Origin of the sequence: Haloactinopolyspora sp. (assembly GCF_027324685.1) — a bacterium.
In the GTDB taxonomy this organism is placed as follows: domain Bacteria; phylum Actinomycetota; class Actinomycetes; order Jiangellales; family Jiangellaceae; genus Haloactinopolyspora.
The window spans coordinates 16379-40523 of record NZ_DAHVSH010000122.1 but is presented as its reverse complement, the minus strand read 5'-3'; the positions used below and the strand labels follow the sequence as shown (position 1 = coordinate 40523).

Below are 24145 nucleotides of genomic sequence, written 5' to 3'. Positions count from 1 at the left end.
AGGCGAATCGCGTCGCCTCTCCTGTGCGGGTGAGCCGGACGGGACGGACCGGGGGAGTTCGGACGGAACGGAGAATCTACGGCGTGCGGGTAACGCTGTGAGACAGATGTCTCGCATGATGGATAGTTCGCGCGAGATCGTCCATGCCTCGAACAGACTTGAGCACCGGCGAAGGAGGAGAGGTTTCGATGGCCAGCGTGCGGATAGCACTCCTCGGCTGTGGTGTCGTCGGCAGTGAAGTCGCGCGCCTGCTCGACGAGAACGCCGACGAATTGGCGAACCGGGTCGGTGCCAGGCTCGAATTGGCTGGAGTCGCCGTGCGGCGTCTCGGCCGCGACCGGACGATATCAGGCGTCGATCCCAGCCTGTTCACCACGGACGCCGCTGGGCTGGCCGCGCGCGACGACGTTGACGTCGTCGTCGAAGTGATCGGTGGCCTCGAGCCGGCGCGTGGGCTGATCCACACCGCCATGGAGCACGGCTCCTCGGTCGTCACCGCGAACAAGGCGCTGTTGGCCGAAGATGCCGTCAGCCTGCACACCGCGGCGGAGAAGCACGGCGTCGACCTGTACTACGAGGCCGCAGTCGCCGGTGCCATCCCACTGTTGCGCCCGTTGCGCGAATCCATGGCCGGCGATCGCGTCAAGCGCGTGCTCGGCATCGTCAACGGCACCACGAACTACATCCTCGACCAGATGGACTCCGCGGGCAGCAGCTTCACCGAGGCACTCGAGGAAGCACAGGCGCTGGGCTACGCCGAAGCCGACCCCACGGCCGACGTCGAGGGCTATGACGCGGCGGCCAAGGCGGCCATCCTGGCCGGCATCGCCTTCCACTCGCCGGTCGGCTCCGGCGACGTCCACCGCGAGGGCATCTCCGAGGTCACTGCCGCCGATGTCGCTTCGGCCAAGGCCATGGGGGCCGTGGTCAAGTTGCTGGCGATCTGTGAGCTGTCCGAGGACGGCAACAGCGTGGGTGTCCGGGTCCACCCGGCGATGCTGCCGCGGACGCATCCGCTGGCCGGTGTACGTGGCGCTTACAACGCGGTGTTCGTCGAAGCCGAGGCTGCGGGCCAGCTGATGTTCTACGGCCCCGGAGCCGGTGGTGCGCCCACGGCCAGCGCCGTGCTCGGCGACGTCGTCACCGCCGCGCGTAACCGGCTCGGTGCGAGTCTGGGGCCGCGCGGATCGTGGTACGCCGACCGGCCGCCGCGGTCCATGGGCGACACCGTGACGCGCTATCACATCAGCCTCGACGTGACCGACCGTCCCGGTGTGCTGGCGGCCGTGGCCGCAGTGTTCGCTCAGCACGGCGTGTCGATCGAGACCGTGCGCCAGAAGGTCGAGGGGCCCGACGACGCCGAACTCGTCATCGTGACCCACCGCGCCACCGACGAAGCGCTGACCGCGACTGTCGAGGGTCTCAACGACCTCGATACGGTTCGAGATGTGCTGTCGGTGATGCGAGTCGAAGGCGAGTGAGGCCGTGGAATCGGTGATGACGACGTCTCGGTTGTGGCGCGGAGTGATCGAGGAGTACCGGGAGTGGCTGCCGGTCACCGAGTCCACGCCGGTGGTGACGCTCCGCGAAGGCGGTACCCCGCTCGTTCCGGCCCCGTGGCTGTCCGCGCAGACCGGATGTGACGTCCACCTCAAGGTCGAAGGGGTGAACCCCACCGGGTCGTTCAAGGACCGGGGGATGACCGTCGCCGTGTCCAAGGCGGTCGAGCAGGGCGCCGAGGCCGTCGTGTGCGCCTCGACCGGCAACACCAGTGCGTCGGCCGCGGCGTATGCGGTACGGGCTGGTCTACGGCCGGTCGTGCTGCTGCCCGACGGCAAGATCGCCGGGCCGAAGTTGGCCCAGGCCGTTGTGCACGGCGGTGTCATCGCCTCGGTCGAGGGCAACTTCGACGACTGCCTCCGGCTTGCTCGCGAACTGGCCGACACCTACCCCGTCGCGCTGGTGAACTCGGTCAACGCGTATCGGCTGGCCGGGCAGAAGACGGCGGCGTTCGAGATCGTCGACGACCTCGGCGACGCCCCCGACCTGCACGTGCTGCCGGTGGGCAACGCCGGGAACATCTCGGCCTACTGGATGGGTTATTGCGAATATCACGAGTCCGGCCCGGCCACCAGCCGGCCCCGGATGTGGGGTTTCCAGGCCGCCGGTGCGGCGCCGTTCGTCCACGGCGGCCCGGTGACCTCGCCGGACACTGTGGCCAGTGCCATCCGCATCGGGTCGCCGGCGTCGTGGGACCTGGCCATCGCCGCGCGCGACGACTCCGGCGGGCTGATCGACGCCGTCACCGACGAACAGATCCTTGCCGCGCAGCAGGAACTGTCCGGGCGTGAGGGCCTGTTCGTCGAGCCGGCCTCCGCGGCGGGTGTGGCGGGGTTGCTGCACTACAGCCGAACTGGGCGTCTCGACCCCGGCCAGCGGATCGTCGTCACGGTGACCGGACACGGTCTCAAGGACGTCGACACCGCGAGTGCCTTCTACGGCGAGATCCGCCCGTACGTGGTGCCGGCCGATGTCTCGGCGGCCGCGTCGGCGCTCGGGCTGGCGTGAGCGGCGCCAGCAGCCGCACGGTCACGGTCCGCGCGCCGGCGACCAGCGCCAACCTCGGCCCAGGGTTCGACGCGCTGGGCCTGGCGCTCGAGCTGTGTGACGAGATCGAAGTCACCGCCGAGTTCGGTGGGCTGCAGCAGCCGGTGGTCGTCGACGTCGAGGGACCAGGCGCGAGTGGTGTGCCGCGTGACGAGGGGCACCTGGTGGTCCGGGCGATGCGCGCGGCCTTCGCCGAACTGGGCGAACAACCGTCTGCACTGCGGTTGACGTGTCGCAACGCGCTGCCGCACGGGCGCGGTCTGGGGTCGTCGGCAGCGGCGATCGTCGCGGGCGTGGCGGCGGCAGCCGAGCTCGCCGAGCCGGGCAAGCTCGACCGGCAGAACATGCTCGAGTTGGCTGCTCGGCTCGAAGGACATCCGGACAACGTCGCGGCGTGCCTGCTCGGTGGCCTCACCGTCGCGTGGTCGAACTCTGCAGGGACGGCGAGTGCGACCCGCGCCGACGTCCATGCGGACGTCACGCCGGTGGTGTGCATTCCGCCGGAGGCGGTGTCGACCGAGACGGCTCGCGGCCTGCTGCCGGCGACCGTGTCGCACCAGGACGCAGCGATCAATGCCGCGCGCGCCGCCTTGCTCGTGCAGGCCTTGACGCGCCAGCCGGAGCTGCTGCTCGTGGCCACCGAGGACCGGTTGCATCAGGCCTACCGCGAACCTGCCATGCCGCAGACGATCGCTTTGATCGAGCGATTGCGAGCCGACGGTCTAGCGGCCGTCGTGTCCGGGGCGGGGCCGTCAGTGCTGGTCCTGGGCGCGGCAGTGGACGTCGGCCAGGTGCGGTCGCACGCTCCGGACTGGGACGTGCGGGCCCTGCCGGTACGGCGCACGGGCGTCGCGGTGCTCCGGACGGCATGACTCACACGATCACCGCGGCGGGTGTGGGTCAATCGGGCTGCGGCGTGCTACGCTCACTGTGCACCGACGTTCTGCTGGTCGGTCTGCCATGGTGGCGATGTTCATCGCCATGGGCCATGGATCTTTAGTCGCCTCCCAGAGTTCGCCTGCGCGGGCACCGAGGTGACGGACCTTACAGCTGCGTCGAGTTGTATCCCCTCGGGGAAACACCCTCGAGGCGTTCGATGCACCGGCAGTCTGGCCGGTGCCGGTCCAGGGAAGGACCCTGAGTGACTAACACCGAGATTCCCGGCGTCACGGAGACGCCGAACGATCAGGCGGCGGCGTCGGCAGACGAAGCTGCCGCGCCGGCGAAGCGCCAGCGTCGCCGTGCCCCTGGCCTCGATGGCATGGTTCTGGCCGAGCTTCAGCAGCTGGCCACCAGCCTGGGTCTCAAGGGCACTGGCCGGATGCGCAAGGGTCAGTTGATCGAGGCCATCAAGGCAGCACAGTCCGGCGGCTCGGCGCCGGCCGAGGGCCATGCTCCGGCCACTCGTGACAACACTGACCAGACTTCTCGTATCGACACCGGCGCCAGCCAGGCGGCTGTGCCGGCCGGTGGCGCACCGGAGCCGGCGGCCACTGAGCCCGCTGCCGGCGCAGCGGCCGCGGAGCCTCGCCAGCGTCGGCGCGCTCAGCGTCCGCAGGCGGCCTCCGAGCCGCGTCTCGACGAGGTCGTCGCCTCCACCGATCACGCGGACCGTGAGCAGGCTCGCGCCGATGAGAGCCGCCAGACCTCCGGCGACGAGCACCAGGACGCGCGCGGCGACAGCCGGGACGCGCGTAGTGACAGCCAGGACGCGCGCAACGGCAACGATGCCAACGACCGCCGCCAGGACCGCCAGGACAGCCGCCGACAGGGCGGTAACCGGCAGGGTGACAACGGCAGCCGGGACAACCGGCAGGACAACCGGGACAACCGGCAGGACAACCGGGACAGCCGGGACCGGCAGGACAACCGGTCCGGCGACAACGGCAACCGCGACCGGCAGGACAATCGCGACAACCGACAGGACAACCGAGACAACCGACAGGACAACCGGGACAACCGGCAGGGCAACCAAGGCCGTCAGGACAATCGTCAGCACGATCGCGACGACGACGATGACGACCGCCGGTCGCGCCGCCGGCGTCGCGACCGGCGCGGTAACAACCGCGACCGGCGGGGCGGCCGCGAGCGTATCGAGGAGCCGCAGATCGCCGAGGACGATGTCCTGATCCCGGTGGCCGGAATCCTGGACATCCTCGACAACTACGCCTTCGTCCGCACGTCGGGCTACCTGCCCGGACCCAACGACGTCTACGTGTCCCTGGCGATGGTCCGCAAGTACGGACTGCGCAAGGGTGACGCGATCACCGGCGTCGTGCGGCAGCCGCGTGAGGGGGAGAAGCAGCAGAAGTTCAACGCGCTGGTCCGCGTCGACACCGTCAACGGCGCCGACCCCGAGGCCGCTGCGAATCGCCCGGACTTCAGCAAGCTCACGCCGCTGTACCCGCAGGACCGCCTGCGGCTCGAGACCGAGCCGGGCATCTACACCACGCGGATCATCGACCTCGTCGCCCCCATCGGTAAGGGGCAGCGAGGGTTGATCGTCTCCCCGGCGAAGGCCGGTAAGACCCTCATCATGCAGGCGATCGCCAACGCGATCACCACGAACAACCCCGAGACCCACCTGATGGTCGTGCTCGTCGACGAGCGGCCAGAAGAGGTCACCGACATGCAGCGAGCGGTGAAGGGCGAGGTCATCGCCTCCACCTTCGACCGCCCGGCTGAAGACCACACGATGGTCGCGGAGCTGGCCATCGAGCGCGCCAAGCGTCTGGTGGAGCTCGGTCACGACGTCGTCATCCTGCTGGACTCCATCACCAGGCTCGGCCGGGCCTACAACCTGGCCGCGCCGGCCAGCGGCCGGATTCTCTCCGGTGGTGTCGACTCCAGCGCCTTGTACCCGCCGAAGCGGTTCTTCGGTGCCGCACGCAACATCGAGAACGGCGGCTCACTGACGATCATGGCCACCGCGCTGGTCGAGACCGGCTCGAAGATGGACGAAGTGATCTTCGAGGAGTTCAAGGGCACCGGCAACATGGAGCTCCGGCTGCGCCGCGACCTGGCGGACAAGCGGATCTTCCCGGCCATCGACGTCGACGGGTCCGGTACTCGACGCGAGGAGATCCTCGTGTCGAAGGAAGAGCTGGCCATCATGTGGCAGCTGCGCCGGGTGCTCTCGGCGCTGGACAACCAGCAGGCCATCGAGTTGCTGCTGGATCGGCTCAAGAAGACCAAGAGCAACGGCGAGTTCTTGATGACCGTCCAGAAGACGACTCCGTCGATCGGCGGCAACGGGAACTCGAAGGAAGCCGACTAGCAACGCCACTGGGGGTACGCCGTGCTCGAAGATTCGGGCACGGCGTACGTCTCGTGAGCTGGTTTGGCTCGCATGCCGCCGAGCTGGAATACTTGACAGCTGGTCCCGGTTCACGATCGGACGGCCGTCTGGTCGACCCGGAACCCTTGTCGATTGCAGGAGTCACACTGATGAAGCCCGAGATCCACCCGCAGTACGTGGAGACCACGGTCACCTGTACCTGCGGCAACACGTTCACCACTCGCAGCACGGCGGCCAACGGCGTGATCCACGCCGACGTCTGCTCGGCCTGCCACCCGTTCTACACCGGTAAGCAGAAGATCCTCGACACCGGTGGCCGCGTTGCCCGGTTCGAGTCGCGTTACGGCAAGAAGAAGGCCGACGCCAAGTAGCTGTTCGGCGGGGACGCCTGTCCTGCTCTGTCGGCTCCGTCGAATCCGGCGGTGAAGCATGCCGATTCGACGCTTTGGACGCCTAGGCAGCAGGACAGGCGGCCCCGCCTGTTCATGTTGCTGCTGCGATTTGATTGGCCGTACGAGTCTCGAGGGAGGTGTGTGGCGGTGTTCGAGGGTGTCCAAGCCCTGGTCGCCGAGCACAGTGAGCTCGAGCAGCGGATGGCCGACCCGGCCGTGCATGCCGACCCGGGGCTCGCCCGGCGGCTCGGACGCCGATACGCGGAGCTGACGGCCATCGTCACCACGTACGAGCAGTGGCGCAGGGCGGGTGAGGACCGCCGCGCGGCCCTCGAACTCGCCGCGGACGATCCGGTGTTCGCTGCCGAAGCCGACGAGAACGCGCGGCGCGAAGAGGAACTCGCCGAACGGCTGCGCAAGCTCTTGCTGCCCCGTGACCCGAACGACGACCGCGACGCGATCCTCGAGATCAAGGCCGGCGAAGGTGGCGCCGAGTCGGCGCTGTTCGCTGCCGATCTGCTGCGGATGTATCTGCGTTTTGCCGAACGGGCCGGCTGGAGCACGCAGGTTCTCGACGCCGAAGAGTCCGACCTCGGCGGGTACAAGGACGTCGCGGTCGCCATCAAGGCGAAGGGCACCCCCGAACCCGGGACCGCTCCGTACGCCCGGCTGAAGTACGAAGGCGGCGTGCACCGCGTGCAGCGGGTGCCGGTGACCGAGAGCCAAGGACGTATCCACACCTCTGCGGCCGGCGTCCTGGTGCTGCCTGAAGCCGAAGACGACGCCGAGGTCGAGATCAACCCCAACGACCTGCGCATCGACGTCTTCCGCTCGTCCGGTCCCGGCGGGCAGAGCGTCAACACCACCGACTCTGCGGTACGGATCACCCACCTGCCCACCGGCATCGTCGTGTCGTGCCAGAACGAGAAGAGCCAGTTGCAGAACAAGGAGCAGGCGTTGCGCATCTTGCGGGCCCGCCTGCTCGCCGCCGCCCAAGAGGAGGCCGAGCGCGAGGCCGCCGATGCGAGGCGCAGCCAGGTCCGGACCGTCGACCGGTCCGAACGCGTCCGTACCTACAACTTCCCCGAGAACCGGATCTCCGATCACCGAGTGGGCTACAAGGCGCACAACCTCGACGCCGTACTCGACGGCGACCTCGACGCCGTGGTGCAGGCGCTCGTCGACGCTGACACCGAGGCCGCCCTGGCCGCGACCGGCGAAACGCGCCCGGCATGACGACGGTCGCGCTCAACGACCGGATCCGCGCAGCAGCCAGCCGCCTGGCCGCTGCCGGCGTCGCGTCCCCACGCCACGATGCCGAGGTGCTAGCGGCGCACGCCTTGGGCGTCGAGCGTTCTGCTCTTTTCACTCATCCCGACCCGGATGATGTATTCGACGCCGCCTACGACGACCTCATCACCAGGCGGGCCAACCGGGAGCCGCTGCAGCATGTGACCGGGCTGGCGCACTTCCGCCACGTCACGCTGCACGTCGGTCCCGGGGTCTTCATCCCGCGCCCGGAGACCGAACTGGTCGCCGGTGCGGCGGTCGACGAGGCATCGGCCCTGGTGGCCGCGGGCCGGGTCCCGGTGGTCGTCGACATGTTCGCCGGTTCCGGCGCCATCGCGCTGTCGGTGGCCGGCGAGGTCCGCCCATGCGTCGTGCACGCGGTGGAGAGCGAAGAAGACGCCGTGCAGTGGTTGCGGCGCAACGTCGCGGGCGCCTCGATCGTGGTCCATCACGACGACGTGGCCGGGATCGTCGAGCGCAGCATGTCGATGCTGCTGGGCATGGTGGACGTCGTCGTGGCCAATCCGCCGTACGTGCCGGTCGGCGCGACTGTTCGCGACCCGGAGGTGGCCGAACACGACCCGGCTGCCGCGCTGTGGTCGGGCACCGACGGGCTCGACGCGATGCGCGAGCTCGACCGGGTGGCCGCCCGATTGCTCACGCCAGGCGGGCTGTTGATCGCCGAGCACGCCGACGTCCAGGGTGAATCGGCGCCGGAGGTGTTCCGCGCCGGCGGCGCGTGGACCGATGTCGCCGATCATGCTGACCTGAACGGCCGCCCGCGCTACGTTACTGCCCGGCGTTCTCCCGTGGCGAGCGCCTGAAATGATCATGTTCACTAGGCAATTCCCAAGCCAACCATGCGTACACGCCTCGTGATGCAGCACAAGTCCTAGTGGTGCACGGTGTCCGTCGACGGCCTGCATCGAAAGCCGATGACTGTCGGCCCCGCCAGCACCGGCCGCGACGGCGCGAGAGAGGATGGCGGAGTGAGCCCGCTGTATGACTGCTCAGACGAGACCAAGCGGCAACGCGGCGTCGGCGCGGCCAGACGCGCGATCCGCAACGGCAAGCTCGTGGTCATGCCCACCGACACGGTGTACGGGGTGGCCGCCGACGCTTTCACTGCCGACGCGGTGGCCGCGTTGCTCGCAGCGAAGGGCCGCGGCCGCGACATGCCGGTTCCGGTGCTGGTCGGCTCGGCCGAGGCGCTCGCCGGCATCGCCGTCACCAACCCGACCGTCGACGCGCTCGTCGAGGCGTTCTGGCCCGGCGGACTGACCCTGATCTGTGCTGAACAGCCGTCGCTGGCGTGGGACCTCGGTGACGCCGGAGCAACTGTCGCAGTGCGCATGCCCGACCACGACGTCGCGCTCGAAGTGCTCGCCGAGACCGGGCCATTGGCCGTCAGCAGCGCCAACGTGACCGGCAAGCCGCCGGCCCGGTCGGCCGCCGAAGCGCGCGAGCAACTCGGCGACGCCGTCGCCGTCTATCTCGAAGCGGGTCCCACCAGCGACGACACCCCGTCCACCATCGTCGACGTGAGCGGTGCGGTGCCGCGGGTCCTGCGGGACGGGGCGATCAGCCTAGCGGCCTTGCAGGCCGTCATCCCCGAGATCCGAGCCGACGGGACTGACGACGGTGCCGATGGGACGGACGACGGCGCCGACGAGGCCAACGAGGCCGATGGGATGGACGACCGCGCCGACGAGGCCGAAGGTTCCGACGAGGCCGACGGTTCCGACGACGCCGCACGCTCGGTCGACCCGCCTGCGGAGTCTGCTCAAGACGACGAGCCGGGTGCACCCCGGTCGCCGGACGCGTAGGAGGCAGCGCGACCAGTGCGCGAGTATCTCCTGACCTTCTTCGTGGCGGCCTCGGTCACGTACTTGGTCGTCGGGCTGGCCGGCCGGTTCGCGTACTGGGTCGGTGCGGTGCCGCCCACCCGCGACCGGGACGTGCACCGCGAGCCGGTGCCGCGCCTGGGCGGTATCGCCATGCTCGTCGGCATGTTGGTCGCGATGCTGGTGGCCAGCTATCTGCCCCGGCTGCGCGGCGTGTTCGAGGAGTCCAGCGACGCGTGGGCGCTGATCGCGGCGGCATCGGTGATCTGCCTCGTCGGGGTGGCCGACGACATCTGGGACCTGTCGGCGTTGACGAAATTCGCCGGGCAGCTTCTCGCCGCCGGATTGCTGGTGGCGCTCGGTGTGCAGTTGCTGTGGCTGCCGTTGCCGGGCGGGACGTTCATCCTCGATCAGACCCAGGGTGCGCTGCTGACGGTGTTCCTCGTCGTCGGGGCGGCCAATGCCGTCAACTTCGTCGACGGGCTGGACGGCCTCGCCGCCGGGGTTGTCGGTGTCGGGGCCGCGGCGTTCTTCTCATACGCGTACCTGCTGGCCGTGGAGAACAACATCAGCCGGATGAGTACGCCGGCGCTGGTGTCGATCGTGGTCGTCGGCATCTGCGCAGGGTTGTTACCGCACAACGTGCATCCAGCGAAGATCTTCATGGGCGATTCCGGCTCGATGCTCATCGGCATGCTGCTGGCCGCGGGGTCCATCAGTCTGACCGGGCGGCTGCCGAGCCAGGAGGTCGAGGCGTCGAGCTTCCTGCTGACGATGCTGCCGTTGGTGCTTCCGCTGGCGGTCATTCTGTTGCCGTTCCTGGACATGATGCTCGCCGTCGTCCGCCGCACGCGGGCGGGCCGCTCTCCGTTCTCGCCGGACAAGCGTCACCTGCATCATCGACTTCTGCAGGTGGGTCACTCACAGCGCAGGGCGGTGGCGATCATGTGGGTGTGGGCCGCCTTGGTGTCGTTCGGCGTGGTGGTCATCGCGATGATCGGCGGGTGGACGACGTACGTGCTGCTGGCGGCCGGGGTGCTGGCGATGGCTGCGTTCACGACGGGGCATCCGCGACGGCTGTTCCAGCGCGGCCCGCGAAGCGCCTGACGCCGTCACACCACCAGGATTGCTGTCGCATCACCATGCGTGCACGGGTGGTGGCGCAGGCAATTGGGTAGTGAACATGATCATTCAAGAATTGGCCGGTCATGGCGGGGCTGCATAGACTTGCTCGGCCATGACGACCACCCAGCGACCCTTCATGCGACGCTTCCGGCGACCCGCCTCGGCCGGACCCGGCGCGCCGGCACATGTCCTGGCCCGCCGTGCTTGCCTCGCGGTCGGCACGGTCTGCTCGCTCGTCGCCTGGGCGACGGTCGGCACCGGCGGCCTGGTCAGCGGCTTGACGGCGACAGCGGTCGTCGTGGCGTTCTTCTGGTCGGGGATGGTCCCGCTGTTCATCGTCCGAGAGTTGCGCACCGGCGCCGGGACCGGGATGGCCCTGCTGCTGCTCACCTACACCCTCCGGCTCGCCCTGGTGCTGATGGCCCTGCAGATGGCGCGACAGATCGAAGCGTTGGACGGACCCACCATCGGTGTGACTATTGTCGCATCCGCCTCGACATGGATCGCTGTGCACGTGGCTGCGTCTGTACACAGGCGTTCGGCCCGTCCGGGCCCCGCTGGCCCCGATTACGTGACCGGGGAGACGACCCCGTAGTATCTGACGTGCCATGAGCTCGGACGAAGACGATGACCTGCGTCGTCGAGAAAACGCAGGTGCATGGGACTCTGTCGGGCTGATCGCATCCGGTGTCACGGTCTGGGGTGGCGCGGGCTGGCTCGTCTCCGAGTGGCTCGACCACACCGTCTACCTGATGCTGGGCCTGCTGACAGGTATGGGTGCTGCTCTGTACCTGATCTGGGTCAGATACGGTAAGGCCTGACCCTGGCTATCCCCGTCGACGCGCATCCAGCGCGCTGAGAGGAAAGGACCCCGTGAGCACTCGGATGCTTGTCGCTGAGTCGTCGGAGTTCCACAGCCCCGGGCCGGCGGACTTCGAGTTCCCAGCGCTGTTCGGCGAGGGGACGTTTTTCACCAAGCCCATGCTCGTGATCGTGCTCGGCACGATCGCGGTGGGCGCTTTCTTCTACTTCGCCGCGCGTCGGGCGACGCTGGTGCCCGGCAAGCTGCAGTTCGCCGCTGAGAGCTTCTACGGCTTCGTCCGCAACCAGGTCGCGATGGACGCCATCGGCCGAGAAGGCATCAAGTACGTGCCGTATCTCGTGACCCTTTTTGCGTTCCTGGTCGCGCTGAACATATCGGGCATCATTCCGATTCTGCAGTTCCCGGCTACGTCGAAGATCGCTATTCCGCTGTTCCTGGCCGTGATCTCCTGGATCATTTTCAATTACGTCGGAATCCGGCGGCAGGGATTCGGCGGGTACTTCAAGAACATGATGTTCCCGCCCGGCATCCCGAAGGCGCTGTACCCGCTGCTCGCGCCGTTGGAGTTCCTGTCCACCGTGGTCTTCCGGCCGGCCACGCTCACCCTGCGACTCACGTTCAACATGTTCGCCGGGCACTTGGTGCTGCTGCTGACGATCCTGGGCGGAGAGCATCTACTGACCGAGACGCAGGGCCTGGTCGGCTACGCCGCGGGCAGTGTGTCGCTGCTGTTCAGCATCGTGCTGACCTTCTTCGAAGGTTTCATCCAGCTCCTGCAGGCCTACGTCTTCACACTGCTTTCCGCCATCTACATCGGCGGCGCGCTCACCCACGAACACTGAGCGTCATCTCCTACGAGCTTCACCACCACAAGGAAAGGAAAAATGATGGAAGGCTCCCTGAACATGGTCGGTTACGGCCTCGCGGCCATCGGCCCGGGTGTCGGTATCGGCCTGATCTTCGCTGCCTACATCAACGGCGTCGCCCGCCAGCCCGAGGCCCGCAGCGTGCTGCAGGGCATCGCGATTCTGGGCTTCGCTCTGGCTGAGGCGCTGGCCATCATCGGTATCGGCCTCGCGTTTGCCCTGTAGGTGCCCATGTCGAGCATGACGATCCTGGCAGCGGAGGACGGGCCTAGCCCGCTGTTGCCGCACACGTCCGAGCTGATCGTCGGCCTGGTTGCGTTCGCGCTGCTGTTCTTCTTCCTGCGGGCCAAGGTCTTCCCGATCTTCGAGCGGACCTACGCCGAGCGGGCGGCGAGCATCGAGGGCGGCGTCAAGCAAGCCGAAGAGGCCCAAGCCGAGGCGCAGCGGTTGCTCGAGGAGTACCGCAGCCAGTTGGCCGACGCCCGCAGCGAGGCGGCTCGGATCCGCGAAGACGCCAAACAGCAAGGCCAAGCCATCATCGCGCAGATGCGCGAGGAGGCGCAGGCCGAAGCCGACCGCGTCACCGCTCGTGCCCACGCGCAGCTGCAGGCCGAGCGCGAGCAGGTGCTCCGGTCGCTGCGTGACGAGGTCGGTACCCTGGCCACCACGCTCGCTGGGCGGGTCGTGGGTGAGTCGCTCGAGGACGACGAGCGTTCCAATCGCGTCGTCGAGCGGTTCCTGGCCGAGCTGGAGTCCGCTCAGGCGGACGACGCGGCCGTCGGAACGGCAGGTACCTCCGGTAAGGATGGATGATGTCTGAGGTTGACGGGCAGAGCCACGCAGAGCTGCGCTCCCGGTTCGAGTCGGCCGTCTCCCAAGCTGGAGGCGACGCGGCGAAGATCGGCGACGCGCTGTTCTCGTTCGCCGAACTGCTCGATGCGCGGCCGTCGGTGCGACGTGCTCTCACCGACACCGGGCGCGGGCCGGCCGATCGCGAAGCGCTGCTGCGGCGCCTGACCGGCGACCGTCTCGACGCCACCTCCGTCGACCTGCTCGCGGCATGCGTGTCCGAGCGCTGGGCCAAACCCGGTGAGCTGACCACCACGATCGAGGAGTTCGGTGTTCTCGCGCATCTGTTCGCCGCGCGGGCACACGACCGGCTCGACACCGTGGAGGAAGAGCTCTTCCGGTTCGCCCAGGTCGTGCGGCGCGAGCGAGACCTGCGTTCGGCGTTGCTCGATCGCGCGGCGCCGCCTGAGGCACTGTCCGGACTCATCCGCCGGCTGCTGGACGGGCGCAGTGCTCCTGAGACCGTGCGGCTGGTCGAACACGCTGTGCTCGAGCGGCGTGCGGGTAGCCTGGAATCGGAGCTGGAACGGGTCAGCGAACTCGCGGCGCGCCTGCGGGCGCGGCGCGTAGCCGTCGTGCACGTCGCTGCCCCGCTTGCCCCGGAACATCGCGACCGTCTGGAGCGCGCGCTGAGTGTGCGTGCCGACGGTCCGGTGCAGATGAACATCGTCGTCGAGCCAGGTCTCGTCGGCGGGATCAAGGTCGAACTCGGCGACGAGGTCGTCGACGGCACCGTGGCGAGTCGGCTCGAGGGCGCTCAGCGCCAGCTGGTCGCCAGTACTCAGTAGGCCGCCGATCTGATCCTCAACCAATGACCGACCTCACGATCCACGAGACAAGAGAGCAGGAGCAACGATGGCGGAGCTGACCATCCGTCCCGAGGAGATCCGCGAGGCGCTCAACGCCTTCGTCGAGTCGTATCAGCCGGCGGCCGCTGCGCGTGAGGAAGTCGGCCATGTCGTGATCGCCGGTGACGGCATCGCCAGGGTCGAAGGCCTGCCGTCGGCGATGGCCAACGAGTTGCTGGAGTTCGAGGACGGGACCCTCGGACTGGCACTCAACCTCGACGTCCGCGAGATCGGCGTCGTGGTGCTCGGTGACTATGACGGCATCGAGGAAGGCCAGACGGTGCGCCGCACCGGCGAGGTGCTCTCGGTCCCGGTCGGTGACAACTTCCTCGGGCGCGTCGTCGACCCGCTGGGCAAGCCCCTGGACGGGCTCGGCGAGATCGAAGCCGAGACGCGTCGCGCCCTCGAGCTGCAGGCCCCCACGGTCATCCAGCGCAAGAAGGTCGAAGAGCCGCTGCAGACCGGCATCAAGGCCATCGACTCGATGACCCCGATCGGCCGCGGCCAGCGCCAGCTCATCATCGGTGACCGCCAGACCGGTAAGACGACGGTGGCGGTCGACACCATCCTCAACCAGGTGGACAACTGGAAGAGCGGTGACCCGAAGAAGCAGGTGCGCTGCATCTACGTGGCCACCGGGCAGAAGGGCTCCACCATCGCCGGTATCCGCCAGCAGCTGGAGGAAGCCGGCGCGCTGGAATACACCACGATCGTGGCTTCCCCGGCCTCCGACCCCGCCGGGTTCAAGTACCTGTCGCCGTACACCGGCTCGGCCATCGGCCAGCACTGGATGTACCAGGGCAAGCACGTGCTCATCGTCTTCGACGACCTGTCCAAGCAGGCCGAGGCCTACCGCGCGGTGTCGCTGCTGCTGCGTCGTCCTCCGGGTCGCGAGGCTTACCCCGGTGACGTGTTCTACCTGCACTCCCGGCTGCTCGAGCGGTGCGCCAAGCTCTCCGAGGAACTCGGCGGCGGATCGATGACCGGGCTGCCGATCATCGAGACCAAGGCGAACGACATCTCGGCGTTCATTCCGACCAACGTCATCTCGATCACCGACGGGCAGTGCTTCCTCGAGACCGACCTGTTCCACTCCGGCGTCCGTCCGGCCATCAACGTCGGTGTCTCGGTGTCGCGTGTCGGTGGTGATGCGCAGATCAAGGCGATGCGCAAGGTCACCGGTACCCTGCGTCTGGACTTGGCGCAGTTCAACGAGCTCAAGGCGTTCGCTGCGTTCGCCTCGGACCTCGACCCCACCAGCCGCGCCCAGCTCGACCGTGGTGAGCGCCTCACCGAGTTGCTCAAGCAGCCACAGGCGGCGCCCATGCCGGCAGCCAAGCAGGTCGTCTCGCTGTGGTCGGGCACCTCGGGCAAGCTCGACGAGGTTCCGGTCGAGGACGTGCGGCGGTTCGAGAGCGAGTTCCTCGACTACGTCGTGCGTGAGCACGCCGACGTTCTCGACTCGATCGACCAGACCGGGCAGATGTCCGACGAGAGCCTGGCCACGCTCGAGAAGGCCGTCGACACCTTCAAGCAGCAGTTCATCACCGCGTCCGGTCAGCCGCTGATCAAGGACGAGCCGGTCGAGGCGCTCGGTGAGGACGAAGAGGACCTGACGGTCATCCGCCGGCGTACGCGAGACCAGGACGACATCCGCGAAGCGGCGCGACCCGACGCCGGAGACGAGTGACGGTGCGCGCACCATCGGAGCAGGCACCGAGAGGAGGTCACCCCAGCCATGGGAGCCCAGCTGCGTGAACTTCGACGGCGCGTCCGCTCTGTCGAGTCCATCAAGAAGATCACCCGTGCGCAGGAGCTGATCGCCACCTCGCGGATCGCCAAAGCGCAGCAGTATGCCGAAGCCGCTCGTCCGTACTCGCGCACTCTGGTCGCGGCGCTGGAGGCCGCGGCCGAGCGCGCTCGGCTCGACCACCCGCTGATCGAGAGCGAGGGGCAGCCTCGACGGTCGGCCGTGCTGATCGTGACCAGTGACGGCGGTTTCGCCGGTGCGTACTCGGCGAACGTCATCCGGCAGAGCGAAGCGCTGGCGGGGCTGTTGAACGAGCACGGTCAAGAGACCATCCCGTACGTCGTGGGCCGCAAGGGTGTCGCGTGGTTCCGCTTCCGGGGCCGTGAGCTCGGCGGCGAGTACACCGGGTTCACCGGCAAGCCGACCTACGCCGACGCGCGACGGATCGCCGACGACTTGTTGGCGGCCATCAACACCCCCACCGACGAGGGCGGCGTCGACGAGATCCACATCGTGTCGACGCACTTCCGGAACATGGTGTCCCAAGAGGTCCGCGCCCGCCGGCTGTTCCCGATCATGGTCGAGGAAGTGCCGGCCGAGATCCACGCCGCGGAGACCGCGACCCAACGCGCGGGTAACGGCGCGGGTGGTGACAACGGCCGCTCGCGTGAAGGCGCGGTGCCGCTGTACGACTTCGAGCCGTCCGCGGACGAGGTCCTCGACGCGTTGTTGCCGCAGTACGCGGGAAACCTCATCTACACGGCTCTGCTCGACGCAGCCGCGTCGGAATGGGCGGCGCGTCGGCGCGCCATGAAGAACGCCACGGACAACGCCGGGGAGTTGCAGGAGAGCATCACCCGTCAGGCCAACTCGGCCCGCCAGGCCGAGATCACCCAGGAGATCAGCGAGATCGTCGGCGGCGCAGACGCGCTGGCGGCCGCAGGGAGCGAGTAAGACACATGACTGCCACGGTTGCAGAAGACACAGCAGGGACGTCCGCTGGTGCCACGGGCCGGGTCGTCCGGGTGATCGGACCGGTCGTCGACGTCGAGTTCGGCAGCGGATACATGCCCGCCATCTACAACGCGCTCGAGACGGACGTCGAGCTGGGCGAAGAGGCCGGCGGTAAGCGCACGCTCACCTTCGAGGTAGAGCAGCACATCGGTGACGGCCTGGTGAAGGCCATTTCGATGCAGCCCACCGACGGCCTGGTTCGCGGCGCCCTGGTGCGTGACACCGGGGCCGGCATCACGGTGCCGGTCGGCGACGGCGTCAAGGGCCACGTGTTCAACGCGCTCGGCCGCCCGCTGGACGTCGAGGAGTCGCAGATCCAGGCGGATGACCGGTGGGAGATCCACCGCGACCCGCCGCCGTTCGCCGACCTCGAGGGCAGCACGCAGATGCTCGAGACCGGCATCAAGGTGCTCGACCTGCTGACGCCGTACATCCGCGGTGGCAAGATCGGCCTGTTCGGTGGTGCCGGTGTGGGCAAGACGGTGCTCATCCAGGAGATGATCACCCGTGTCGCCCGCAACTTCGGTGGTACCTCGGTGTTCGCCGGCGTCGGTGAGCGCACGCGTGAGGGCAACGACCTCTGGGTCGAGATGGGCGAGGCCGACGTCCTCAAGGACACCGCCCTGGTCTTCGGCCAGATGGACGAGCCGCCCGGTACCCGTATGCGGGTCGCGCTGTCCGCGCTCACGATGGCCGAGTATTTCCGCGACGTCCAGAACCAGGACGTGCTGCTGTTCATCGACAACATCTTCCGGTTCACCCAGGCCGGGTCGGAGGTCTCCACCCTGCTGGGCCGGATGCCGTCCGCCGTCGGTTACCAGCCGACGCTGGCCGACGAGATGGGTGAGCTGCAGGAGCGCATCACCTCGACCCGCGGGCACTCCATCACCTCGATGCAGGCGATCTACGTGCCGGCCGACGACATCACCGACCCCGCGCCGCACACCGCGTTCGCCCACCTCGACGCTCGTACGGTGCTCTCGCGGCCGATCTCGCAGCTGGGTATCTACCCGGCCGTCGATCCGCTGGACTCCTCCAGCCGGATCCTCGACGCCGCGTACATCGGCGAAGACCACTACCGCATCGCCACCCAGGTCAAGCAGATCCTGCAGAAGTACAAGGAGCTGCAGGACATCATCGCCATCCTCGGTGTCGACGAGCTGTCCGAAGAGGACAAGGTGACGGTGAACCGGGCGCGGCGACTGCAGCGGTTCCTCTCGCAGAACATGTTCGTGGCGGAGTCGTTCACCGGCCAGCCGGGTGTGTTCGTGCCGCTGTCGGAGACGCTGGAGTCGTTCGACGCCATCACCAAGGGCGAGTACGACCACCTGCCCGAGCAGGCGTTCAGCTTCGTCGGGAACATCGAGGACGCCGAGAAGCGGGCGCGGGAGCTCGCCTCTTGAGGTTTCGCTGACCACCACGGGGCCGTCGGGCGCGGTACGCCGGCCCGATAGTGTCCGCGTAACGCGGTGAAGGGAAGGAAGTAGTGGCCGACGAGCTGAACGTCGAGGTGGTGGCCGCCGACCGGCAGGTCTGGTCCGGCCCCGCCTCGATCGTCATCGCCAGGACACCGGACGGCGAGATCGGCATCATGCCTGGTCACGAATCGATCCTGGGCCTGCTCGTGGCGGGGCAGGTGACGGTGCGGACGACTGACGGATCCGCCGTCGTCGTCGCCGTGGCTGGCGGGTTCTTGTCGGTGTCGGAGGACCATGTGGCGATTCTGGCCGAGATGGCCGAACTCGCCGACGAGATCGACGTCGCCGCTGTGCAGGCGGAGCTCGCCGAGCTGGGCGACGACGGCTATGAATCCGCGCGGCGCTGGGCACAAGCCCGCCTCGACGTCGCGGCCAGCCGATAGATCTGAGAAGATCGGGCCACGGACGGGGGAGGTGATCGGTGGCCCTGGTGTCGTGGACCCTGGTCGTCCTGGTCGCGCTCGCGCTGGTCGCCGTACTGGTCCTGCTCGTTCTGTACGCGCGGCGCAGCTTCCTGCAGCGCGACGGTGGCTTCGACATGTGCGTGCGCGGCGGTAGCCACGAGGGTTGGGCCGGTGGTTGGGCCTTCGGCATCGGTCGCTTTCGTGGCGAGTCGCTGGAATGGTTCCGGACGTTCAGCTTCACCACCTGGCCCAAGCGGTCCTTCCCGCGCAATGCGATGTCGGTAGAGAACCGTCGCGAGCCGGACGCCGACGAGCGCGCGGAGCTTCCGGCCGGGCATGTCGTGCTGATCTGTGCGGTCGATGAGACCGAGGTGGAGGTCTCCATGACCGAGGCGGCGGCGACCGCGTTTCTGGCTTGGCTGGAAGCCGCTCCGCCGGGGGGCCAGTTCGTCGATTGACGGGGTGTCGGCGTACCGTTTCGCAGAACACGTCAGGTGGGCATGACGGGGTGAGGCGGGCAGCCCGGACAGCGAAAGGGCGGCGGAGTGGAAAGATTCCGGGTCGTTGGCGGCAGTTCCCTGCGCGGGTCGATCCGAGTCAGCGGCGCCAAGAACAGTGCGCTGAAGTTGATGGCTGCGGCGTTGCTCGCCGAGGGCCGCACGACGTTGTACGACGTGCCGTCCATCACCGACGTCGAGTACATGACCGAACTGCTTCGCCGGCTCGGTGCCGAGGTCGAGCGCGACGGCACGACCGTCACGATCGACGTCCCGGCGAAGATCGGTCACGCGGCGCCTTATGAGCTGGTGCGGCGGCTGCGGGCCTCGATCTGCGTGCTGGGCCCGTTGCTGACCCGCTGCGGCGCGGCCGATGTCGCCCTGCCCGGCGGCGACGCCATCGGCTCGCGCGGACTCGACATGCACATGAGTGGCCTGGTCAAGCTCGGTGCCGAGGTCGGCGTGGAGCACGGATTCGTCGTGGCGCGAGCACCGGACGGACTGACCGGCGCCAACATCTGGCTGGACTTCCCGAGCGTGGGGGCGACGGAGAACATCCTGATGGCTGCTGTGCTGGCGAAGGGCACGACGGTCATCGACAACGCCGCTCGCGAGCCGGAGATCGTGGACATCTGCCACATGCTCATCGACATGGGCGCACGTATCGAGGGCATGGGCACGTCCACGCTGCATGTCGAGGGCGTCGAGCAGATGCGACCGACCGAGCACGTCACGGTGCCGGACCGCATCGTCACCGGCACCTGGAGCATCGCCGCGGCCATGACCCGCGGTGATGTCACCATCACCAACGGCAAAGCCGAGCACCTCGAGATCGTCCTCGACACGCTGACCGCAGCTGGGGCCGAGGTTCACACCGAGCCGGACGGCCTGCGGGTGGCGATGTCCGAGCGGCCCACATCGGTGGACGTCGTCACGCTGCCGTACCCGGGCTTCCCCACCGATCTGCAGCCGATGATCATCGCGCTGAACGCCATCGCCGACGGCACGGCGATGATCACCGAGAACGTCTACGAAGCGCGCTTCATGTTCGTCAACGAACTGGCGCGCCTGGGCGCGGAGATCCGGGTCGACGGGCACCACGCCATCGTGCGCGGGCGCCCTACGCTGTCCGGCGCTCCGGTGGTGACCACGGACATCCGGGCCGGTGCGGGCCTGGTCCTGGCCGGTCTGGTCGCCGAGGGCGAGACGCTGGTCTCGGCGGTACACCACATCGACCGCGGGTATCCGGATCTGGTCGGTCAACTGCGGCGCCTCGGCGCCGCCGTCGTTCGTGAACCGGACCCGGACCGATTCGATGACTGACGTCGACAGCGCTGCGGCGTCGGACGGGGCGGCCGAAGCGGACGGCACCCCGCCGGCGCGCTCGCTGTCGGACCGCCGTGCGACCCTGGCGCGCCTGGTGACACCTGGACGGGTGGGCCTGGCCGTGTACGGGGTCGTCCTGCTCGTCTACTGCGCCACCCAGGGCATTCCGATGGATCGCATCGGCCAGACCGGTTGGATCCTCATCGGTATCGTGGCGGGCAAGTTGGGCCAGTCGTGGCGTGCGCACGTGCGTACGTTCGTCGACTGGCTGCCGCTGCTGGCTGCGCTCGTGCTCTACGACCACACCCGCGGGGTCGCCGACGGGCTCGGCATGCCGGTGCGGGTGGGTGAGCTCGTCGACATCGAGCACGGATTCTTCGGCGGCACGCTGCCGACGGTTTGGTTGCAGACGCACCTGCTCGAGGAGTCCGTGCGTTGGTGGGACGTCGGCGTCGCCATCGTGTACTTCACCCACTTCGTGGTGCCGTGGCTGTTGGCCGCGGCGTTCTATCTCTACTCCCGGCCGCGCTGGGTCACCTACATCCGCCGGGTGCTGCTGTTGTCCTACGCCGGCTTGCTGACGTACGTGCTGCTGCCGGCGGCGCCGCCCTGGTACGCGGCCCGCGACGGTCTCATCACCGAGCCGGTGTACCGACTGGTGGGCCGGGGCTGGGAAGAGCTCGGGCTGCGCAGCGCCGACGAGTGGCTGGCCGGTGCGCAGGCGCAGGCGAACCTCGTGGCGGCGATGCCGTCGTTGCATGCGGCGTTCGCGCTGCTGGTCACGGTGACGTTGTGGCCGCTGGCCCGGCACTGGGCGCTGCGCGTCGTACTGGTTCTCTTCCCCCTGGCCATGGCGTTCTCGCTGGTCTACGGCGGCGAGCATTACGTGATCGATGTCGTGCTGGGCTGGGCTTACGTCGCGGTCGTGCACGCCGCGGCGTGCTGGTGGGAACGCCGTCCGGCCCGGCAGCTGGAGTCGGCAGCCCAGCCTGCCGTCTAGGAACACTTCGAGGAGGCAGTGAGTATGGCGCGTACAGTCGCGGTGATCGGCGCGGGGTTGATGGGCTCCGGAATCGCCCAGGTGGCGGCGACGGCCGGGTGGGACGTGGTGCTGCGCGACGTCGACGACGACGCCGTACGGCGCGGCATGAAGTCCATCGAGTCCAGCACGGCGAAGTTCGTCCAGAAGGAGCGCTTGACCGACGCCGAGCGCGACGCCGCACTGGCTCGAATCACCACGACGACCGACCTGGGCGCCGCCGGCAGCGCCGACATCGTCGTCGAAGCGGTGTTCGAGCAACTCGAGGTCAAGCGGAGCCTGTTCGCCGAGCTGGACGCCGTGTGCCGCGACGAGGCCGTGTTGGCCACGAACACCAGCGCGATCCCGATCACCAAGATCGCCACGGCCACGAGCCGGCCCGAGTCGGTCGTCGGAACACACTTCTTCTCACCGGTGCCGATGATGTCCTTGTGCGAGCTCGTCCGCGGCCTGCGGACCTCGGACGACACCCTGGCCACCGCCCGCTCGTTCGCCGAGTCGGTCGGCAAGACGTGCGTCGTGGTCAACCGCGACGTCGCCGGTTTCGTCACCACGCGCCTGATCACGGCGCTGGTGATGGAGGCCGTACGTCTCTACGAGTCCGGCGTCGCCTCGGCCGAAGACATCGACACCGCGTGCCGGCTCGGCTTCGGGCATGCGATGGGCCCGCTGGCCACCACTGACTTGACCGGCGTCGACGTCTTGCACCATGCGACGTCGAACATCTACGACGACACCGCCGACAGCAAGTTCTTCCCACCAGAGCTACTCAGCCGGATGGTCGAAGCCGGTGCCCTCGGCCGGAAGACCGGGCAGGGCTTCTACGAGTACTGAGCGCGATCAGCCGTCGTCAGACGATGTCGCCGGCGCGGCGCCGCCCGCCGTTCAGGCGCCGCGTCGAGGGGCCGGGCGTGAGCGCGGTGCCCGAGGCATGCTCGGGGTTGTCGTTCACCCGGGTGGAGTTCTGGTTGTTCAGCCGGCGCGGCAGCAGCAGCCGGGTGGTGACGAGCTTGGCCCGGTCGCGTCTCCGTAGCCGCTCACGCCGGGCGAGGTCGGCGGCGCCGATGAGCCCGGCCTCGTTGCCCAGGGCCGCGCGTACCACGCCTGCTTCCGGGCGGAAGCCGCGGCCGGTGAGGGAGCGGCGAAGCGACGCGGTCGCCGGGGCGAGCATGAGTTCACCGACGTCGGAGACGCCGCCGCCGATCACGAACAGGCCGGGATCCAGCGCTGCGGCCAGGTTCGCCAGTCCGGTACCCAGCCAATGCCCCACCTCCTCGAGCAACTCGACGGCGGCGGGATCACCTTCGCGGGCGAGGTCGCTGATCATCGGCCCGGTGATGCGCCGGTAGTCGCCGCCGCAGGCTTCGGCGATGCGATGCCCGACCGGCGAGCCGTTGACCACGAGCTCACGCGCTTCGCGGACCAGCGCGTTGCCGCTGGCGTACTGCTCCCAGCAGCCGCGGTTGCCGCATTCGCAGCGATGCCCGCCCGGTACGACCACCATGTGCCCGAACTCACCGGCCACGCCGAACCGCCCCCGGTGCAGCACGCCGTCGAGGACCAGCGCACCACCGATACCGGTGCCGAGCGTGACGCAGACGACATGCGACTCGCCTTGGGCTGCGCCGAAGCGGCACTCCGCCCAGGCGGCGGCGTTGGCGTCGTTGTCGACGACCACCGGCAGCCCGACGCGCTTGCGGACCGCATCGCGTAGCGGTTCGTTGCGCCAGGCCAGATGAGGTGCGAACAACACCGACGACTGAGTGCCGTCGACGAACCCGGCGGCGCCGATGCCGACGGCCAGCACATGGTGCCGGCCGGCGAGTTCGGCCACGATATCGGCGATGGTGTCTTCGACCACCTGCGCACTCTTGCTCTTGCTCGGAGTTTCGCGGCGGGCCCGGTCGATGACTTGGCCATCGACGTCGACCACCCCGGCGGCAACCTTGGTGCCACCGATGTCGATGCCGATGGTCGGCCGCAACGCCAGCCGCGCGACTCTCGCGCGAGTTGGAGACATGACATCCAGTATGGCGGGATAACCGATGAGCTATGTCAAGGGCGGCGGTGTCAGGATCCCGCGCGCGTACGCGGTGGTCACCGCTGCGGTGCGGTCGTCCACGCCCAGCTTGGCGAATACGCGCAGCAGATGGGTCTTCACCGTCGCCTCGCCGATGTGCAACGCCGCGGCGATCTCCGCATTGGACCGGCCGGTGGCGACGGCGGCGAGGACTTCACGCTCACGCGGTGTGAGTTGCGGGGAGGCCGGGGCGCGCAGCTTGCGGACCAACCGAGCGGCCACCGGCGGGGCCAACACCGTCTCGCCTCGATGAGCGGCGCGGATCGCCTCGGCGAGCTCGGCACGCGGGGTGTCCTTCAGCAGGTAGCCCGCTGCGCCGGCCTCCACCGCCCGGACGATGTCGGTGTCGGTGTCGTACGTGGTCAGGACGAGGATCTTGGCGTTGGGATCAGCCTCGAGAATCAGCTTCGTGGCTTCGGCGCCGTCGACGCGCGGCATGCGCAGGTCCATGAGCACGACGTCCGGGCGCAGCCGGCCGGCCACGGTCACCGCCTCGTCGCCGTCGCCGGCCTCGCCGACGACTTCGATGTCGTCTTCGGCGGCGAGCATGCCCGCCAACCCGGTGCGGACGACCGGATGGTCGTCCACCAGGAGCAGGCGCAGTGTTGTCACGGG

General features: G+C 68.5%; 25 protein-coding genes. 23 read left to right on the top strand and 2 right to left on the bottom strand.

What is annotated here, in order from left to right; all coding sequences use genetic code 11:
* Window positions 1–188: 188 nt before the first annotated feature.
* From M6444_RS13995 to M6444_RS13885, 23 genes are all read left to right on the top strand, one after another.
* The gene (locus M6444_RS13995; protein WP_363326371.1) at window positions 189–1481 is read left to right on the top strand and encodes a homoserine dehydrogenase; all 1293 of its coding nucleotides are present in this window, start codon (window positions 189–191) and stop codon (window positions 1479–1481) included.
* 16 nt (window positions 1482–1497) lie between these two features.
* Complete coding sequence (gene thrC, locus M6444_RS13990) at window positions 1498–2568, top strand: threonine synthase (protein ID WP_298328471.1); 1071 nt, start codon at window positions 1498–1500, stop codon at window positions 2566–2568.
* Window positions 2565–3479 (top strand): homoserine kinase, encoded by a 915-nt coding sequence (gene thrB / locus M6444_RS13985; protein ID WP_298328468.1) that lies wholly within the window; start codon window positions 2565–2567, stop codon window positions 3477–3479. Before thrC ends, thrB begins: the two co-directional genes overlap by 4 nt.
* Before the next feature lie 269 nt (window positions 3480–3748).
* Window positions 3749–5884 (top strand): transcription termination factor Rho, encoded by a 2136-nt coding sequence (rho, locus tag M6444_RS13980; protein ID WP_298328465.1) that lies wholly within the window; start codon window positions 3749–3751, stop codon window positions 5882–5884.
* Between the two features lie 170 nt (window positions 5885–6054).
* Entirely contained in the window at window positions 6055–6276 is a 222-nt protein-coding gene (gene rpmE, locus M6444_RS13975; RefSeq protein WP_298328461.1) for a 50S ribosomal protein L31, read from the top strand.
* Between the two features lie 168 nt (window positions 6277–6444).
* On the top strand, window positions 6445–7533 hold the full coding sequence (gene prfA, locus M6444_RS13970; protein ID WP_298328459.1) for a peptide chain release factor 1: 1089 nt from the start codon (window positions 6445–6447) through the stop codon (window positions 7531–7533).
* Complete coding sequence (gene prmC / locus M6444_RS13965; RefSeq protein WP_298328456.1) at window positions 7530–8411, top strand: peptide chain release factor N(5)-glutamine methyltransferase; 882 nt, start codon at window positions 7530–7532, stop codon at window positions 8409–8411. Before prfA ends, prmC begins: the two co-directional genes overlap by 4 nt.
* Window positions 8412–8576: 165 nt before the next feature.
* Window positions 8577–9413 (top strand): L-threonylcarbamoyladenylate synthase, encoded by an 837-nt coding sequence (locus M6444_RS13960; protein ID WP_298328453.1) that lies wholly within the window; start codon window positions 8577–8579, stop codon window positions 9411–9413.
* 15 nt (window positions 9414–9428) lie between these two features.
* Window positions 9429–10538 (top strand): MraY family glycosyltransferase, encoded by a 1110-nt coding sequence (locus M6444_RS13955; RefSeq protein WP_298328451.1) that lies wholly within the window; start codon window positions 9429–9431, stop codon window positions 10536–10538.
* A 130-nt stretch (window positions 10539–10668) separates the two neighbouring features.
* Complete coding sequence (locus M6444_RS13950; protein ID WP_298328448.1) at window positions 10669–11151, top strand: hypothetical protein; 483 nt, start codon at window positions 10669–10671, stop codon at window positions 11149–11151.
* Between the two features lie 13 nt (window positions 11152–11164).
* Window positions 11165–11377, top strand: a complete 213-nt coding sequence (locus M6444_RS13945) for a hypothetical protein (protein ID WP_298328446.1) — start codon at window positions 11165–11167, stop codon at window positions 11375–11377.
* A gap of 52 nt (window positions 11378–11429) precedes the next feature.
* Window positions 11430–12221, top strand: a complete 792-nt coding sequence (gene atpB / locus M6444_RS13940) for a F0F1 ATP synthase subunit A (RefSeq protein ID WP_298328444.1) — start codon at window positions 11430–11432, stop codon at window positions 12219–12221.
* Between the two features lie 45 nt (window positions 12222–12266).
* On the top strand, window positions 12267–12470 hold the full coding sequence (gene atpE / locus M6444_RS13935; RefSeq protein ID WP_106535736.1) for an ATP synthase F0 subunit C: 204 nt from the start codon (window positions 12267–12269) through the stop codon (window positions 12468–12470).
* A gap of 15 nt (window positions 12471–12485) precedes the next feature.
* Window positions 12486–13058 carry a F0F1 ATP synthase subunit B gene (locus tag M6444_RS13930; protein WP_298328436.1) on the top strand — a complete coding sequence of 191 codons (573 nt, stop codon included), beginning with the start codon at window positions 12486–12488 and terminating at the stop codon, window positions 13056–13058.
* Window positions 13058–13882 carry a F0F1 ATP synthase subunit delta gene (locus M6444_RS13925; protein WP_298328433.1) on the top strand — a complete coding sequence of 275 codons (825 nt, stop codon included), beginning with the start codon at window positions 13058–13060 and terminating at the stop codon, window positions 13880–13882. The genes M6444_RS13930 and M6444_RS13925 overlap by 1 nt, the downstream gene beginning before the upstream one ends.
* A 67-nt stretch (window positions 13883–13949) precedes the next feature.
* The gene (gene atpA / locus M6444_RS13920) at window positions 13950–15632 is read left to right on the top strand and encodes a F0F1 ATP synthase subunit alpha (RefSeq protein WP_298328430.1); all 1683 of its coding nucleotides are present in this window, start codon (window positions 13950–13952) and stop codon (window positions 15630–15632) included.
* A 48-nt stretch (window positions 15633–15680) separates the two neighbouring features.
* Window positions 15681–16646: a F0F1 ATP synthase subunit gamma gene (locus tag M6444_RS13915; RefSeq protein ID WP_298328427.1), complete on the top strand. Its 966-nt coding sequence runs from the start codon at window positions 15681–15683 to the stop codon at window positions 16644–16646.
* A 5-nt stretch (window positions 16647–16651) separates the two neighbouring features.
* Window positions 16652–18109 (top strand): F0F1 ATP synthase subunit beta, encoded by a 1458-nt coding sequence (gene atpD, locus M6444_RS13910; protein WP_298328424.1) that lies wholly within the window; start codon window positions 16652–16654, stop codon window positions 18107–18109.
* 83 nt (window positions 18110–18192) lie between these two features.
* A complete protein-coding gene (locus tag M6444_RS13905) occupies window positions 18193–18567 on the top strand; it encodes a F0F1 ATP synthase subunit epsilon (protein WP_298328421.1) in 375 nt (124 codons plus the stop codon).
* A 38-nt stretch (window positions 18568–18605) separates the two neighbouring features.
* Window positions 18606–19046, top strand: coding sequence for a DUF2550 domain-containing protein (locus M6444_RS13900; protein WP_298328419.1), 441 nt, complete (start codon window positions 18606–18608; stop codon window positions 19044–19046).
* Between the two features lie 87 nt (window positions 19047–19133).
* On the top strand, window positions 19134–20408 hold the full coding sequence (gene murA / locus M6444_RS13895) for a UDP-N-acetylglucosamine 1-carboxyvinyltransferase (protein ID WP_298328417.1): 1275 nt from the start codon (window positions 19134–19136) through the stop codon (window positions 20406–20408).
* On the top strand, window positions 20401–21411 hold the full coding sequence (locus M6444_RS13890) for a phosphatase PAP2 family protein (protein WP_298328414.1): 1011 nt from the start codon (window positions 20401–20403) through the stop codon (window positions 21409–21411). Before murA ends, M6444_RS13890 begins: the two co-directional genes overlap by 8 nt.
* Window positions 21412–21435: 24 nt before the next feature.
* Window positions 21436–22284: a 3-hydroxyacyl-CoA dehydrogenase family protein gene (locus M6444_RS13885; protein ID WP_298328413.1), complete on the top strand. Its 849-nt coding sequence runs from the start codon at window positions 21436–21438 to the stop codon at window positions 22282–22284.
* Window positions 22285–22300: 16 nt separating this feature from the next.
* On the opposite strand, the gene M6444_RS13880 is transcribed toward M6444_RS13885, so the two are convergent.
* Window positions 22301–23470, bottom strand: coding sequence for an ROK family glucokinase (locus M6444_RS13880; RefSeq protein ID WP_298328410.1), 1170 nt, complete (start codon window positions 23468–23470; stop codon window positions 22301–22303).
* 30 nt (window positions 23471–23500) lie between these two features.
* On the bottom strand, window positions 23501–24142 hold the full coding sequence (locus tag M6444_RS13875) for a response regulator transcription factor (RefSeq protein WP_298328407.1): 642 nt from the start codon (window positions 24140–24142) through the stop codon (window positions 23501–23503).
* Between the last annotated feature and the right edge of the window lie 3 nt (window positions 24143–24145).

Excerpts from the sequence above, each read along its gene's own strand:
- M6444_RS13995 (WP_363326371.1), top strand. The coding sequence starts at position 189 with ATGGCCAGCGTGCGGATAGCACTCCTCGGCTGTGGTGTCGTCGGCAGT.
- thrC (WP_298328471.1), top strand. The coding sequence starts at position 1,498 with ATGACGACGTCTCGGTTGTGGCGCGGAGTGATCGAGGAGTACCGGGAG.
- rpmE (WP_298328461.1), top strand. The coding sequence starts at position 6,055 with ATGAAGCCCGAGATCCACCCGCAGTACGTGGAGACCACGGTCACCTGT.
- prmC (WP_298328456.1), top strand. The coding sequence starts at position 7,530 with ATGACGACGGTCGCGCTCAACGACCGGATCCGCGCAGCAGCCAGCCGC.
- M6444_RS13950 (WP_298328448.1), top strand. The coding sequence starts at position 10,669 with ATGACGACCACCCAGCGACCCTTCATGCGACGCTTCCGGCGACCCGCC.
- M6444_RS13945 (WP_298328446.1), top strand. The coding sequence starts at position 11,165 with ATGAGCTCGGACGAAGACGATGACCTGCGTCGTCGAGAAAACGCAGGT.
- atpE (WP_106535736.1), top strand. The coding sequence starts at position 12,267 with ATGGAAGGCTCCCTGAACATGGTCGGTTACGGCCTCGCGGCCATCGGC.
- M6444_RS13930 (WP_298328436.1), top strand. The coding sequence starts at position 12,486 with ATGACGATCCTGGCAGCGGAGGACGGGCCTAGCCCGCTGTTGCCGCAC.
- M6444_RS13925 (WP_298328433.1), top strand. The coding sequence starts at position 13,058 with ATGTCTGAGGTTGACGGGCAGAGCCACGCAGAGCTGCGCTCCCGGTTC.
- atpA (WP_298328430.1), top strand. The coding sequence starts at position 13,950 with ATGGCGGAGCTGACCATCCGTCCCGAGGAGATCCGCGAGGCGCTCAAC.
- M6444_RS13915 (WP_298328427.1), top strand. The coding sequence starts at position 15,681 with ATGGGAGCCCAGCTGCGTGAACTTCGACGGCGCGTCCGCTCTGTCGAG.
- atpD (WP_298328424.1), top strand. The coding sequence starts at position 16,652 with ATGACTGCCACGGTTGCAGAAGACACAGCAGGGACGTCCGCTGGTGCC.
- M6444_RS13890 (WP_298328414.1), top strand. The coding sequence starts at position 20,401 with ATGACTGACGTCGACAGCGCTGCGGCGTCGGACGGGGCGGCCGAAGCG.
- M6444_RS13885 (WP_298328413.1), top strand. The coding sequence starts at position 21,436 with ATGGCGCGTACAGTCGCGGTGATCGGCGCGGGGTTGATGGGCTCCGGA.
- M6444_RS13880 (WP_298328410.1), bottom strand. The coding sequence starts at position 23,470 with ATGTCTCCAACTCGCGCGAGAGTCGCGCGGCTGGCGTTGCGGCCGACC.